Genomic DNA, 14,231 nt, shown 5'->3' with positions numbered 1-14,231 from the left:
TTTACCGAAGTCCCCCGGCCGGCCCGACGGCCGATGCGGCCCGTAAGGCATTCGTAAGGCACTCGTGTGGCAAAAGAAGGTGACGAACACTCGGTGAGCCGGGGAACATGGGTGCCATGTCCGGGCCCTATGTCATCCGCGGTTCGGTCTCCTTGCCGGAGGCCGAGCTCATGTGGCGTTTCTCGCGGTCCTCCGGGCCCGGCGGGCAGCACGTCAACACCAGCGACTCCCAGGTGGAGCTCCGCTTCGACCTCGCCGCGACCGAAGCGCTCCCCCCGGTATGGAAGGAGCGGGCGCTTCAGCGTCTGGAGGGCAGGCTCGTGGACGGGGTGATCGCGGTACGGGCGTCCGAGCACCGCTCCCAGTGGCGCAACCGCGAGACGGCTCTCGTACGGCTCGCCTCCCTGCTGGCCGAAGCCACGGCACCGCCCCCCAGGCCGCGCCGCAAGACCAGGATTCCGCGCGGCATCAACGAACGCCGCCTGCGCGAGAAGAAGCAACGCGGCGAGACGAAGCGCGGCCGCTCCGGCCGCGACTGGTAACCGCGCCCGACGCCCCGACGCCCCGACGCCCCGACGCCCCGACGCCCCGGCGTTCCGTCACCTCGGCCGCGCGTTGCCGACGCCCCGCGACACCGGCGTCGCGTCACCTCGGCCCGCGACGCCGACGCCCCGTCACCCCAGCTGCCGGTACCGCCCCCGGAAGTAGGTCAGCGGTGAGCCGTCCCCGCTCGGCAGGGCCGCGCTCAGGACCCGGCCGATCACCAGGGTGTGGTCGCCCGCCAGGACCCGCTGCTCGGTGCGGCACTCCAGCGTGGCCAGTGCGCCCCCGACCAGTGGTGCGCGGGTGGCCTCTCCCCTCTTGTAGGGGATGTCCTCGAACAGCAGCCGGTCGCTGATCCGGCCCTTCATCGCGAACCGTCCGGCGATGTGCCGCTGGCTCTCGGCGAGCACGGAGACCGCCCACAGCGGCTGCTCGGACAGCAGATCGTCCATCCGTGAGTCGTTGCGCAGGCTGACCATGACCAGCGGCGGGTCCAGCGACACGGACATGAAGGCGGTCGCCGTCATCCCGACGTCCTCGCCCCGGCCGTTCTCGTCGAGCGGCGGCTCCTCGGCGGTGATCAGCACGACACCGGCGGCCAGCCGGGCGAGGGCGGCCCGGAACTCATCGTTGCTCACCCCCTCAGCATGGGGGATGGGCTCGGAACGCGGGGCGGGAGGTTTTGTCTGCAACACATCCGGCACGCTAGCCGCGGACGGCGTGCCTCCGCATCGGGCCAGGGGACCAGCCTGGTCCTAGGACCCCCGGCCCGGAGCGCCGGGGGACCGGCGCTGCAACGCCCGGATTTGCGTTCAAGAAAAGGACGGATCGCAGGCACGCACCCCCGGAACCCCTTTACCATCTGTTGTGACTTGAGTCACAGAGCGCAATATTTGCTGACCCTGTGTACCGACCGCGCAGCTCACTGTGATTCAGTGGCCGTGACACTGAGGTAAGTGCGTCGATATGAAACCTGGAGTGCTGTCGAGGTCTCGGGGAGTGCGAGCAATGGAGGCCGAGTCGGAGCCGTACGTCCGTCTTGCGACGATGCGGCAGCTGCACCAGGCCGTGGCCGATCTCAACACGGCGCGGAGCCTGGCCGACACACTGCAGACCGTGGCCGACGGAATCGTCGCCGGTCTCGGCTACGAGCTTGCCTGCGTGAACCTGGTCCGACCCGACGGTGATCTCGTCGTCGCCTCCTTCGCCGGAAACAGCGCCGCGGAAGCCCTGATCACCGGCCGTGTCGGCTCGCGCAGCTCCTGGGAGCGCAGGCTGTCGATGGGAGAGGCCTGGGACGAGCTCCGTTTCATACCCCACACCGACGGGTGGATCCTCCTCGACGACGACGTACCGCAGTGGCACACCGAGGGTCCCGAGCCCCGCTTCGAGGACGAGTGGCACCCCCAGGACCGGCTCTACGCCCCGATGTACGCGTCCGGCGGCGGCCTCGATCTCCTGGGCGTCATATCCGTCGACCGCCCGCGCAACGGCCGCCGCCCCGGCGCCTGGGGCCGTGAGGCCCTCCAGATGTACACGTCACAGGCGGCCATTGCGATCAGTAACGCCCGGCTGAGAGCAAACATGCAGCGCGCCCTGGTCCGTCTGGAGCGTGAGCAGCAGGCGCTGCGGGCCAGCGAGGAGTCCTTCCGTCAGGCCTTCGAGTACGCGCCCAGCGGCATGGCCATCGCGGAGATGGGCGGCGACCAGCACGGCCGGCTGCTGCGCACCAACGACGCCCTGTGCCGGCTGCTCGGCCGCCCCGCGTCCGTCCTGCGCCGCTACTCCTTCGCCGACCTCGTCCACCCCGAGGACATCGGTACCCTGCTGCGCACCTCCGCCGAGGGCGGCCGCGCCGAGCTGCGGCTGGGGCGGCGGGACGGTACCTATCTCTGGGTCTCGCTGCGCAACTCCGTCGTCGCCGACACCACGGACGGCCCCCGCTTCCTGCTCACCCACGTCGAGGACATCGAGGAGCGCAAGCGCCACGAGCTGCATCTCGCGCACCGCGCCTCGCACGACGCGCTCACCGGTCTGCCCAACAGTGCCGAGCTGCGCTCCCGGCTCAGCTCCCGGCTCTGCGAGCGTCCGCACTCCGTGGCCACCACGGCGGTCGAGGCGCTGGACGCGGCCTACGGCGACGTAGACGATCCGGACGCGCGGACGCACGGCTACGACGTGGACTCGGTGCCCGGTGGCCCGTACGACCACCACGTGCACGCCGTCGCACCCGACACCGGGGACGACGACGGCGCGAAGGGTCTCGCGGTCCTCTTCTGCGACCTCGACGGCTTCAAGTCCATCAATGACCGTTTCGGCCACCACACCGGTGACGCCGTACTGATCGAGGTCGCCCGCCGCCTCACCACGTGTGTCCGTGACGGGGACACCGTCGCCCGGCTCGGGGGTGACGAGTTCGTCGTCCTCGCCGACGGACTCGGCGCGGCGGACGCTGCGGACCTGGCCGTACGCCTGCGCAACGCCATCATTCCGCCCATTCGGGTCGATGGCCGGGCGGTGCGCGTCGGGGCGAGTTTCGGCATCGGCTGGGCCGCGTGCGGGATGACGGCCGAAGAGGTGCTGCGCTCCGCCGACCAGCGGATGTACGTGGAGAAGCGCTCGCGGTCGAAGGTTCACCGCAGGGCCGGCTGACGTTCACGGACGTGCTGCTCCGACCACCCGTGGGCCGTTCCGGGACGGGCGACGGCAATTCTTGGTGTGGTCCGTTCGGGGTAGGCTCGGCCGGTCGGCCACGGCTGGCGATATTCGGCGACGGCTGGCGACATGGTGAGGAGTGACCAGGGATGACGGCCGGGAACAACGGCGCAAACAAGCCCGAGGACGACGATCCGTTCGGCTATCTGTACGAGGACGGACAGGCAGCGGGCGCGCAGGCGCCGCGGCAGGGTGGTTACGGCTACCCGGGCCCGGCGGCCCCGCAGCCCGGGGTGCCCCGGACCTCGTACAACCAGGTGCGGACCGTCGGCGAGCGCCAGTACGGGCAGCAAGTGCCGTACCAGCAGTCGTACGGTCAGCCGAACGCGCAGTACGCCGCCCCGGAGACGTTCCCCGGCGGCGCTCCCCCCGCGCACGTGGCGCAGCAGGGCGGCCGCGGCCGTCCCGGCGGCCCCGGCAAGAGCGGCCCGAACACCAAGGGCCTGCTGATCGGCGCGGTCGCGGTGGTCCTGGTCGTGCTCATCGGCATCGGCGCCGCGCTGATCACGGGCGACGACAAGAAGGACAAGAAGAAGGACGAGGCCACCACCTCCGCCGGACCCGGCAGTCAGGTGGAGGAGTCCCCGAAGCCTCAGGAGTCCGCGAGCTCCGAGGCCCCGGCCGAGCTCCCCAAGCAGGACGCGGCGACGCTGAAGCTCGGCGGCACGGCGCAGTTGGACAACACGGTCAAGGGCGCCGAGAGCGCCAACGGCCAGTACATCAACCTCAATGAGGTCGGCAGGTCGGCGACCTGGTCGGTCGAGGTGCCGGAGGCCGGTCCGTACACGCTGTTCGTGACGTACGGCGTACCGGGCAAGGACGCGAAGACGTCGCTCACGGTCAACTCCGAGGCTCCCCGCGGCATCAGGATGACGAACTTCGCGAACGCGCCGGAGGGTGACCTGGAGAAGGGCTGGACGACCACGTTCGCCTGGGTCAACCTCAACAAGGGTGCGAACACCCTGATGATCTCCTGCAACGAGGGCGACCAGTGCGACGCCAATCTGGACCAGCTGTCGTTGAAGGCCGGTCACGTGAAGCGCTGAGCGTGTGACGAGAACGGTCCGGCCCCATCGCCCGAGCGAGGCGAGGGGGCCGGACCGTTTCTGTTCCGCGTCGATTCAGCCCATCAGGGCCAGGAAGCCGGCCACCGTCGCGGCCATCGCCTCGCGGCCCGGAGCGATGTATTTGCGCGGGTCCACGCCCGTGGTGTTCTCGGCCAGGTACGCCCGTACCGCGCCGGTGAACGCGGTGTTCAGTGCCGTACCCACGTTGATCTTGACCATGCCGGAGGAGGCGACGGCCCGGCGGATCTCCTCGTCCGGGACGCCGCTGGAGCCGTGCAGCACCAGCGGGACGGGGACCGCGTCGCGCAACCGGCCGATCAGGGCGTGGTCCAGGGCGGCGGTGCGCTCGGTCATGGCGTGCGAGGAGCCGACCGCGACGGCCAGCGCGTCCACGCCGGTGTCGCGGACGTACGCGGCGGCCTCGGCCGGGTCGGTACGGACGCCGGGGGCGTGGGCGTCGAGCGGGGCCTCGCCCTCCTTGCCGCCGACCTTGCCGAGCTCGGCCTCGATCCAGATGCCGCGCTCGTGCCCCCAGGCCACCGCCTCGGCCGTGGCCCGCACGTTCTCCTCGTAACCGAGCTTGGAGGCGTCGAACATCACCGAGCCGAAGCCCTCCGTGTGCGCCTGGTGCAGCAGGTCCACGGACTCGACGTGGTCGAGGTGGAGCGCGAGGGGGGCGTCGGAGGCGCGGGCGACGGCGGCGGCCGCGGCGGCGATCGCGGAGAGCCGGCCGCCGTGGAACTTCACGGCGTTCTCGGAGATCTGGAGGATGGCGGGTGCTCCGGCGCGCTCGGCGCCGACCGCGATGGCCTCCGCGTGCTCCAGCGTGATGACATTGAAGGCGGCGATTCCGCGTCCCTGGGCCTGTGCGGCGGAGACGAGTTCACCGGTGCTGACGAGCGGCATGCTGACCTCTGTTGCTTCTGCTGAACGGACCGGTCGGGCGGTCCGGTACGGGTGGCGGCTCAGAGGCTGTCGAGTGATCCGGTCGGGAAGCGTGCGTGCCAGGGCGTGGCCGCCCGATCGGAGGTCACCCGACAGCGTCTCCGGCCGCCGCGGTGTGTTCCTCGACGTCGACGCCCGGCAGGAGCTCCTCGTACGCCGCGCGGTCGAAGTCACCGGCCGTCGGGGAGAGCACGGTCGCCGTCGACAGTGCCACCGCCCGCCGCAGCCGGTCCGGCCAGCTCAGCCCCTCGACGAGGCCGGACAGCAGCCCGGCCACCGCGGAGTCGCCCGCCCCGGTCGGATTGCCCAGGACCCTGGCGGGCGGCGAGGCCCGCCAGACGCCATCGGGGGTGACCGCCAGCATGCCGTCGGGGCCCAGTGACGCGATGACGCCGTGCGCGCCGCGGCGGCGGGCGTCGCGGGTGGCGCGCAGCGGTTCGCGGGAGCCGGTGAGCTGGGCGAGCTCCTCGGCGTTGGGCTTGATCAGGTCGGGACGGGCGGCGATGCCGCGGCGCAGCGGTTCGCCGCTGGTGTCCAGGAGTACGGGGACGCCCGACGAGCGGGCCAGCCGGACCAGTTCGGCGTAGGCGCCGACGTGGATGCCGGGCGGCAGGCTGCCGCAGAGGGCGACGGCATCGGCCTCGGTGAGGAGCTCCGCGTACCGGCCGAGGAGGGCGGCCCATTCGTCGGCGGTGACGAGCGGGCCGGGTTCGTTGAGCTGGGTGGTGTCGCCGGTGGTCCGGTCGACGACGGCGATCGTGCGACGGGTGTTCCCGGCGATGGTGACGAGGGCGTCGGTGATCGGGGCGGGGGCGGGGGCGGGTACGGGTGTGGCGGTTGCGGTGGTGGCGGCGGGTGTGACGGTTGCGGCAGCGGCCCTGGTGTCCGTTCCCGTCGTGTCCCGCGGTGGGAGTTGCGCCAGCAGTTCGCGCAGTACGGCTCCGGTGGAGCCTCCGGCGAAGCCGGTGACCACGGTCGCCTGCCCGAGGGCGGAGAGCACCCGGGCCACGTTGAGGCCCTTGCCGCCGGGCCGTTCGGCCATGTCGCTGACGCGGTGGCTGGCGTGCGGGACGAGCTCCGGGACGCCGTACGTCAGGTCGAGTGCCGTATTCAGTGTGACCGTGAGGATCACCGCGGCCGCTCCCTCGATCCCTGCTTCGAAGCGCGAATCCGTGCTTGGAATGCGCTTTCTCTGGCTGTTTCCCAGGTGATCATGCCAAAGAGGTGGCGGTCGGCCCAGACCCCCGGACCAACCGCCGTCTCTTCGTTACGTATTCGACTCACCGTCAGTAACGGGTCAAATCAACCAATTTGGGGCTCGATGATCCATTCGCCCTTGCGCATGACGCCCTTGAGTGTGAAGTCCGCGTCCAGGACCACCAGGTCCGCGTCCTTGCCCGGCTCCAGCGAGCCGACCCTGTCGTAGACACCGAGCAGCCGGGCCGGGTTGGCGGAGATGGACTGCACGACGTCCCCGACCGGGATCCGGTCGATCGTCACGGCCCGGTGGAACGCGGTGTCCAGGGTGAGTGTGGAGCCCGCGATCGAGTTGCCCTCCACCAGCCGTGCGACGCCGTCCTTGACCTCGACGGCGAGCGGGCCGAGCTGGTAGCGGCCGTCGCCGAAGCCCGCCGCGTCCATGGCGTCGGTGATCAGCGCGACGCGGTGGGCGCCCGCGTGGTGGTAGGCCAGCTCCAGGGCGGCGGGGTGCAGATGCGTACCGTCGTTGATCAGCTCGACGGTGATCCGCTCGTCCTCCAGCAGCGCCGCGATCGGGCCGGGTGCGCGGTGGGCGAGCGGCGGCATCGCGTTGTAGAGGTGCGTGGCGACGGTGGCGCCCGCGTCGATCGCCTCGACGGTCTGTTCGTACGTGGCGTCGGTGTGCCCGATCGCGGCGATGACCCCGTGCTCCGCGAGCAGCCGCACCGACTCGATGCCGCCCGGGAGTTCGGTGGCGAGCGTGAACATCTTCGCGGTGCCGCGCGCCGCGTCCATCAGCTTGCGGACCTCGGCCGGGTCCGGGTGGCGCAGCAGATCCTCGCTGTGCGCGCCCTTGCGGCACGGCGAGATGAACGGCCCCTCGAAGTGGATGCCGGCCAGGTCGCCCTGCTCGACCAGCTCGGAGAGGAGGCCGGCCCGCTGGGCGAGGAAGTCCATCTCGCCGGTGACGGTGGAGGCGACCAGCGTGGTCGTGCCGTGCTCGCGGTGGGTGTGGATGCCGGTGAGGACCTCGTCCACGGTGCCGGAGGTGAAGGACGCGCCGCCGCCGCCGTGGTTGTGCATGTCGACGAAGCCGGGGACCACCCAGTGGCCGCTCAGGTCGATGGACCGGGCGGCATCCTCCGGCATCGAGCCGGCGATCCGGGTGCCTTCGATGATCACCCGGCCGTCCTCGACGGTCCCGGTGGGAAGCACCACCCGGGCACCTGTGAGAACGGTGCTGTCTGCGCGTCCGGCCATCAGGCGGATACCTCCGTGGAGAGAAGATCCCAGGCGAGCAGCCCTGCGCCCAGGCATCCGGCGGTGTCCCCGAGGGCCGCCGGGACGATGTGGGGCAGCTTCTGGAACGTGACGCGTTCCTCGACGGCCGCACGGAGTGGTGTGAACAAGGTTTCCCCGGCCTCGGCGAGCCCGCCACCGATGATGAGCATGCGGGGGTCGAGCAGGGTCAGCGCCGTGACCAGTCCGGCGGCGAGCGCGTCCACGGTGTTCCGCCAGACCTCCGCGGCCGCCGGGTCGCCCGACTCGACGGCCTTCGCGCAGTCTGCGGCGTCCGCCGTCGGATCGCCGGACGCGGCGGCCCAGGCCCGGGTCACGGCGGCGGCGGACGCCAGGGTCTCCAGACAGCCGCGCTGGCCGCAGCCGCAGTCCGGGCCGTCCGGCCGGACCACGATGTGCCCGATCTCGCCCGCGTACCCGTGCGCGCCGGACTCGATGGTGCCCGCGATACCGATGGCGCCGGCGATCCCGGTGCCCAGCGGTACGAAGAGGAACCGGTCGGCGCCCTTGCCCGCGCCGATCCGGCCCTCGGCGAGCCCGCCGGTGCGCACATCGTGGCCGAGCGCGACGGGGACGCCGCCGAGCCGCTCGCCGAGCAGTACCCGCATGGGTACGTCGCGCCAGCCCAGGTTCGAGGCGTAGACCGCGATCCCGTTCTCGGCGTCGACGATGCCGGGCACGGCGACACCGGCCGCGACGGCGCTCTCTCCGAAGTGCTCCTCGCCGTACGCCCGCAGGTCCGCGGCGAAGGCGAGAATCGACTCCACGACGGCGTCGGGACCGCGCTCTCTGCCGGTCGCCCGCCGCGCCTCGTGCAGCAGGGTGCCGTCCGCCCCGACCAGTGCGGCCTTCATTCCGGTGCCGCCCACATCGAGGGCGATGACGTGTTTCACGGGAAACAGTTTCGCCCGAGGAATCAAAAAGGTCTAGTCCACTATTGAGGTTTGTTGCGCATCCATACAAAATCGGCGCCAACGGGCCGCCCATGGCGTTCGACGTGTTCACGCGCGGCGAGGTCGTCGGTGGCACAGGGCGCGGAGCAGCGCAGGACGCCGAGCAACGGGCGAACCGGTGGCGACCCTCCGGCCGGGCGATATGTTGGCTGATATGACCACCCCCTCGAATGGCCCCGATGCCACGGACAGCCCCGGCGGCCTCTCCGACCGGGACCGTGCCGTGCTCGCCGTCGAGCGGCAGTCGTGGGCCGGGCCCGGGGCGAAGGACCGTGCGATCCGCGAACAGCTCGGCATCTCGCCCACGCGCTACTACCAGTTGCTGAACGCCCTCCTCGACGACCGCCGAGCCCTGGAGGCCGACCCGGTCACGGTGAACCGCCTGCGCCGGGTACGGGAGGCGAGGAGGGGGCGGCGCTGACCGGGGATCACCGCTGAACGTGGCTCTTCACCCCGGGAACGCCCGCAGGACGCCCCCGGCGCCCCGCCCCTGGTCGGAGCTGTCCGGGGCTCCGCCCCTGGAAACGCCCGCTTCAGTCGCCCCGCCCCTGGCCTCCCGCTATGCACCCCCCAACCCCCGCGCCCCGCTATAGGCTCGCCCCATGGGCAGCAACCCGCACGCACCCACGCCGAGCGAAACCCCGTCCGAGCTCCCCGCACCCACCACCCCACCCGGCCGAGAAGCCCTCGCCGCGATCCTCGCCCGCCCCGACCGCGCCGTCATCGCGCTCGACTTCGACGGGACCCTCGCCGACATCGTCCCGGACCCGGAGCAGGCCCGCGCCCACCCCGGAGCCGTCGACGCGCTCGTCGCGCTCGCCCCGAAAGTGGCGTCCATCGCCGTGATCACCGGCCGCCCGGCCGGCGTCGCGGTCCGGCACGGCGGCTTCGACGGAGTTCGGGGACTGGACCACCTCGTCGTCCTCGGCCACTACGGCACCGAACGCTGGGACGCCGTGTCCGGCACCGTCCGCACCCCCGCCCCGCACCCCGGCGTCGCCGCGGTCCGCGCCGAACTCCCGGGCGTGCTCGACCGGTTCGGCGCGTGGCACGGCACCTGGATCGAGGAGAAGGGCCAGGCGCTCGCCGTCCACACCCGCCGCGCCGCCGACCCGCAGGCCGCGTTCGACGCCCTGCGCGAACCCCTCGGCGAGCTCGCCGCCCGGCACGGACTGATCGTCGAACCCGGCCGCCTGGTCCTGGAGTTGCGCCCGCCGGGCATGGACAAGGGCGTGGCGCTCGCACAGTACGTAAGGGAGACCGACGCCGAGTCCGTCCTGTACGCGGGCGACGACCTGGGCGACCTCGCCGCGTACGCCGCCGTGGAGAAGCTCCGCACCGAGGGCCCCGACGGCATCCCGGGCCTGCTGGTCTGCAGCGGCAGCGCCGAAGTGCCGGAACTGGCCGAACGCGCGGATCTGCTGCTCAACGGCCCCGGAGCCGTCGTCGGCTTCCTGGCGGCCCTGGCCGAACGGATCTGACCGGCTCACTCCCGCCGCAGCGCGTCCAGCTGATCGAGGAACCACTGCTGCGGCGGGAGCGCCACCGCGGCCGCGGCCAGCCGTTCCGTGCGCGCCGCCCGTTCGTCGTCCGCCATGGTGAGTGCCTCGTGCAGCGCCGAGGCCGTCGCGGACACGTCGTACGGGTTCACCACGACCGCGTCGCTGCCCAGCTCCTCGTACGCCCCCGCCTCCCGCGACAGCACCAGCGCGCAACCGTGGTCGGAGACCACCGGAACCTCCTTGGCGACCAGGTTCATGCCGTCGCGGATCGGGTTGACGAGCGCCACGTCGGCCAGCCGGTACGCGGCGAGCGAGCGGGCGAAGTCGTCCTTGACGTGGAGCACGACCGGCGTCCAGCCCGCCGTGCCGTACGCGGCGTTGATGTCGTCGGCGACCTGCCGCACCTCGGCCGTGTAGTCGCGGTACACCGCCAGGTCCTGCCGCGAGGGGTACGCGAAGGCGACGTGGACGACGCGCTCGCGCCATTCGGGCCGCTCTTCGAGCAGCTCGCGGTAGGCGAACAGCCCGCGCACGATGTTCTTGGACAGTTCCGTCCGGTCCACTCGCACGATCGTCCGCCGCCCGGGGCCGATCTGCTCCCGCAGTGCTGCCATCCGTTCGTCCACGTCCGCCTCGTGCGCGCGCCGGCGCAGGAAGTCGGCGTCCGCGCCGAGCCCGTGCACCCCGATCCTGGTCCGCCCGGTGCCGCCCAGGAGCTCCGTGCAGCAGCCGATGAAGGCGTCGGCCCAGCGCCGGGTCAGGAAAGCGGCCCGGTCGGCACCCAGGATGCCGTGCAGCAGCTGCTCGGCGATGTCGTCGGGGAGCAGGCGGAAGTAGTCGACGGGCGCCCACGGGGTGTGCGAGAAATGGCCGATCCGCAGGTCGGGGCGGAGGCCACGGAGCATGCCGGGCACCAGCGCCAGGTGGTAGTCCTGCACCAGCACCGCCGCCCCGGGGCCCGCTTCCTCGGCAAGCGCCTCGGCGAAGGCCCGGTTGTACGTCTCGAACGACGCCCAGCGCCGCCGGAACTCCGCGTCGAAGACCGGCTCCAGCGGGGTCTGGTACAGCATGTGGTGGACGAACCAGAGCACCGAATTCGCGATGCCGTTGTAGGCGTCAGCGTGGACGGCCGCGTCGATGTCGAGCATCCGTACGCCGGGCTCACCGACCCCGCGCCGGACCGCCTCCCGGTCCCCGTCACCGAGCGCGGCGCACACCCACAGCTTGTCCTTGACGGCGCTCAGTCCGGAGACGAGCCCGCCGCCACCCCGCTTCGCGTCGAGTGATCCGTCCGTGTCCAGGGTGTACGACACCGGGCCGCGGTTGGACGCGACGAGGACCTGGGCGGTGGACTGGGCTTCGTGCTCGGAGACCATGTTGCGGAATCTAGCCGGATCACGAACCGTCCAAACGTGCAAACGTGCGAAGTCGGGCCCCGTCAGGCCGCGCGGCGTGAAACGTACTCCTCGATCTCACGCATCGGAGGCCGCTCCTCGGTGTCCACCGCATGGGTGCGCGGTACGAAACCGTCCTCGCCGCGCTCGAACTGGGTGAGCGAAGGCCGTACCAGGTGCCCGCGGGACAGCCGGAGTTGCGCGGTCCGGTAGATCGCCGCCGCCATCCGGCCGAGCGCCTGCCCGTCCTGGTGGCGGTGCTTGCGCACCCCCACGTCGACCTGGGCCAGCGCGTCCAGGCCCACGGTGTGCAGCGCGTCGACCAGGAGGCCCAGCTCCACTCCGTACCCGACGGGGAAGGGCAGCTGTTCGAGGAGGGAGCGGCGTACGGCGTACTCGCCGCCCAGCGGCTGGACGAAGCCGGCCAGCTGCGGCCAGTGCAGATTGAGCAGCGGACGGGCCACCAGCTCGGTGACGCGACCGCCCTGACCTGCCGTGTCACCGAGCGGGCGGTCGTACATCGCCTTGACGAACCGGACGTCCGGATCGGTCAGCAGCGGGCCGACGATGCCGGAGACGAAGTCGGCCGAGAATTCCTTCAGGTCGGCGTCGACGAAGCAGACGATGTCCCCGCCGGTCACCAGGAGCGACCGCCAGAGCACCTCGCCCTTGCCGGGCAGGGCGGGTATCCGGGGCAGTATGTCGTCCCGGTGCACCACCCGCGCGCCGGCCTCCCGGGCCACCTTCGCGGTGGCGTCCGTGGAACCGGAATCGATCACCACGAGTTCGTCGACCAGCTGGACCTTCTCCATCAGCTCGCGCCGGATCGTCGTCACGATCGCGCCGACCGTCGCCTCCTCGTTCAGTGCGGGCAGCACGACACTCACGCTTCCGCGGCCCGGTTCCTTGGCGGCGAGGAGCCGGTCCAGCGGGCGGTCGGCGACCGACCAGGAACGCCTGGCCAGCCAGCTCTCGACCTCTTCCAGCACGGTCGATACTCCCTGTATGTGATCCATCTCGCGGTTCGGACGACTATCTCAACCGTCCGGTGCTTCGGTTACAGTCTTGAACAACGCGGACGGCCGTCGCATGTCGGGGTCGGTCCGCCGATAAACGCCTGGATCGGAGATCCAGCGCCATAGCGCTCATCCAGAGGGACTGAGGGAACGGCCCGTTGAAGTCCCGGCAACCCTCCCGCCGACCGCGAGGTCAGGTGGGGAAGGTGCCAATTCCGTCTCGTGGCGAAATGCGCCGCGAGGAAGATGAGGAGAAAGGGCCTCGCCTCCATGGCTGCGCAGACTGTTGCAGTAAGCACCGACTCTTCCGCCGAGGTTGTCGATCTGGGTCCTGCCGCGGCGCTTTCCTGCCGCGAGTGCGGCGAGCGATTCGAACTCGGTCCCATTTTCGCCTGCGCGTCCTGTTTCGGGCCGCTCGAAGTGGCGTACGACCTGCCGAGCGGCTCCCCCGACGAGCTGAAGAAGCGCATCGAGGCCGGACCCGACAACATCTGGCGCTACGCGCCGCTGCTGCCGGTCCCCGCGAACGTCGCGGACAAGCCCAACATCAACCCCGGCTTCACCAAGCTGGTCAAGGCCGACAACCTCGCCCGTGAGCTGGGCGTCACCGGCGGTCTGTACGTCAAGGACGACTCCGGCAACCCGACTCACTCCTTCAAGGACCGCGTCGTCGCCATCGCCGTCGAGGCCGCCCGCGCCTTCGGTTTCACCACCCTCTCCTGCTCCTCCACCGGCAACCTCGCCGGTGCGGTGGGCGCTGCCGCCGCCCGGGCCGGCTTCCGCTCCTGCGTGTTCATCCCGCACGACCTGGAGCAGGGCAAGGTCGTCATGGCAGCGGTGTACGGCGGTGAGCTGGTCGGCATCGAGGGCAACTACGACGACGTCAACCGCTTCTGTTCGGAGCTCATCGGCGATCCGCTCGGCGAGGGCTGGGGCTTCGTCAACGTCAACCTGCGTCCTTACTACGGCGAGGGCTCCAAGACCCTGGCGTACGAGATCTGCGAGCAGCTCGGCTGGCAGCTGCCCGACCAGATCGTCATCCCGATCGCGTCCGGCTCGCAGCTCACGAAGATCGACAAGGGGCTCCAGGAGCTGATCAAGCTGGGCCTGGTCGAGGACAAGCCGTACAAGATCTTCGGCGCCCAGGCCGAGGGCTGTTCCCCGGTCTCCACCGCCTTCAAGGCCGGTCACGACGTCGTGCGGCCCCAGAAGCCGAACACCATCGCCAAGTCCCTGGCGATCGGCAACCCGGCCGACGGCCCGTACGTCCTGGACATCGCCCGCCGCACCGGAGGCGCGGTCGAGGACGTCAATGACGAGCAGGTCGTCGACGCGATCAAGCTCCTCGCCCGCACGGAGGGCATCTTCGCGGAGACGGCGGGCGGCGTGACGGTCGGCGTCACGAAGAAGCTGATCGAGGCCGGTCTGATCGACCCGGCGCTGACCACCGTCGTCCTCAACACGGGTGACGGCCTCAAGACCCTGGACGCGGTGGCCGCCACCTCGCAGGCGACCGCCACGATCCGCCCGAGCCTGGACGCGTTCCGCGCCGCCGGACTCGCCACCAGCTGACCACCCGAGACTCCAGGAAGGGCAC

The 14,231-nt window shown here is 71.2% G+C and carries 13 protein-coding genes and 1 riboswitch; of the genes, 6 read left to right on the top strand and 7 right to left on the bottom strand.

The features are described 5' to 3' along the window. The first annotated feature begins 116 nt into the window (after positions 1 to 116). Positions 117 to 542, top strand: a complete 426-nt coding sequence (gene arfB, locus ACFU8Q_RS07815) for an alternative ribosome rescue aminoacyl-tRNA hydrolase ArfB (RefSeq protein ID WP_384449318.1) — start codon at positions 117 to 119, stop codon at positions 540 to 542. Between the two features lie 132 nt (positions 543 to 674). On the opposite strand, the gene ACFU8Q_RS07810 is transcribed toward arfB, so the two are convergent. Further along, a complete protein-coding gene (locus ACFU8Q_RS07810) occupies positions 675 to 1,181 on the bottom strand; it encodes a flavin reductase family protein (RefSeq protein ID WP_384449315.1) in 507 nt (168 codons plus the stop codon). A 370-nt stretch (positions 1,182 to 1,551) separates the two neighbouring features. Here ACFU8Q_RS07810 and cdgB point away from each other — a divergent pair, with 370 nt between their 5' ends. Both cdgB and ACFU8Q_RS07800 read left to right on the top strand, forming a co-directional pair. Beyond that, the gene (gene cdgB / locus ACFU8Q_RS07805) at positions 1,552 to 3,195 is read left to right on the top strand and encodes a diguanylate cyclase CdgB (protein WP_384449313.1); all 1,644 of its coding nucleotides are present in this window, start codon (positions 1,552 to 1,554) and stop codon (positions 3,193 to 3,195) included. Between the two features lie 152 nt (positions 3,196 to 3,347). Beyond that, the gene (locus ACFU8Q_RS07800) at positions 3,348 to 4,304 is read left to right on the top strand and encodes a carbohydrate-binding protein (RefSeq protein WP_384449310.1); all 957 of its coding nucleotides are present in this window, start codon (positions 3,348 to 3,350) and stop codon (positions 4,302 to 4,304) included. A 75-nt stretch (positions 4,305 to 4,379) separates the two neighbouring features. Here ACFU8Q_RS07800 and ACFU8Q_RS07795 read toward each other — a convergent pair whose 3' ends face one another. The 4 genes from ACFU8Q_RS07795 to ACFU8Q_RS07780 all read right to left on the bottom strand — a co-directional run bounded on the left by ACFU8Q_RS07795 (position 4,380) and on the right by ACFU8Q_RS07780 (position 8,662). Further along, the gene (locus ACFU8Q_RS07795) at positions 4,380 to 5,231 is read right to left on the bottom strand and encodes a ketose-bisphosphate aldolase (RefSeq protein WP_384449308.1); all 852 of its coding nucleotides are present in this window, start codon (positions 5,229 to 5,231) and stop codon (positions 4,380 to 4,382) included. Positions 5,232 to 5,355: 124 nt separating this feature from the next. Continuing rightward, positions 5,356 to 6,402, bottom strand: coding sequence for a 1-phosphofructokinase family hexose kinase (locus ACFU8Q_RS07790; RefSeq protein ID WP_384449305.1), 1,047 nt, complete (start codon positions 6,400 to 6,402; stop codon positions 5,356 to 5,358). A 170-nt stretch (positions 6,403 to 6,572) separates the two neighbouring features. Further along, complete coding sequence (gene nagA, locus ACFU8Q_RS07785) at positions 6,573 to 7,730, bottom strand: N-acetylglucosamine-6-phosphate deacetylase (RefSeq protein WP_384449302.1); 1,158 nt, start codon at positions 7,728 to 7,730, stop codon at positions 6,573 to 6,575. After that, the gene (locus tag ACFU8Q_RS07780) at positions 7,730 to 8,662 is read right to left on the bottom strand and encodes an ROK family protein (RefSeq protein ID WP_384449299.1); all 933 of its coding nucleotides are present in this window, start codon (positions 8,660 to 8,662) and stop codon (positions 7,730 to 7,732) included. The genes nagA and ACFU8Q_RS07780 overlap by 1 nt, the downstream gene beginning before the upstream one ends. 214 nt (positions 8,663 to 8,876) lie before the next feature. Here ACFU8Q_RS07780 and ACFU8Q_RS07775 point away from each other — a divergent pair, with 214 nt between their 5' ends. Both ACFU8Q_RS07775 and otsB read left to right on the top strand, forming a co-directional pair. After that, complete coding sequence (locus tag ACFU8Q_RS07775) at positions 8,877 to 9,143, top strand: DUF3263 domain-containing protein (protein WP_384449296.1); 267 nt, start codon at positions 8,877 to 8,879, stop codon at positions 9,141 to 9,143. A 181-nt stretch (positions 9,144 to 9,324) separates the two neighbouring features. Next, complete coding sequence (gene otsB, locus ACFU8Q_RS07770) at positions 9,325 to 10,203, top strand: trehalose-phosphatase (RefSeq protein WP_384449293.1); 879 nt, start codon at positions 9,325 to 9,327, stop codon at positions 10,201 to 10,203. Between the two features lie 5 nt (positions 10,204 to 10,208). Here the strand turns inward: otsB and ACFU8Q_RS07765 are convergent, their stop codons facing one another. Together ACFU8Q_RS07765 and ACFU8Q_RS07760 are read right to left on the bottom strand one after the other, a co-directional pair. Beyond that, entirely contained in the window at positions 10,209 to 11,600 is a 1,392-nt protein-coding gene (locus ACFU8Q_RS07765; RefSeq protein WP_384449290.1) for a trehalose-6-phosphate synthase, read from the bottom strand. Positions 11,601 to 11,662: 62 nt separating this feature from the next. Next, positions 11,663 to 12,607 (bottom strand): glucosyl-3-phosphoglycerate synthase, encoded by a 945-nt coding sequence (locus tag ACFU8Q_RS07760; protein ID WP_384449355.1) that lies wholly within the window; start codon positions 12,605 to 12,607, stop codon positions 11,663 to 11,665. A 153-nt stretch (positions 12,608 to 12,760) separates the two neighbouring features. Then, positions 12,761 to 12,887, top strand: a riboswitch (SAM riboswitch). 17 nt (positions 12,888 to 12,904) lie between these two features. Here ACFU8Q_RS07760 and thrC point away from each other — a divergent pair. After that, positions 12,905 to 14,206: a threonine synthase gene (gene thrC, locus ACFU8Q_RS07755; protein WP_384449288.1), complete on the top strand. Its 1,302-nt coding sequence runs from the start codon at positions 12,905 to 12,907 to the stop codon at positions 14,204 to 14,206. Positions 14,207 to 14,231 lie beyond the last annotated feature (25 nt).

This window comes from Streptomyces sp. NPDC057543, from assembly GCF_042801895.1.
Lineage (GTDB): Bacteria > Actinomycetota > Actinomycetes > Streptomycetales > Streptomycetaceae > Streptomyces.
Note: the sequence above shows the minus strand (reverse complement) of the source record. Positions and strands in the feature narration are given on the sequence as shown.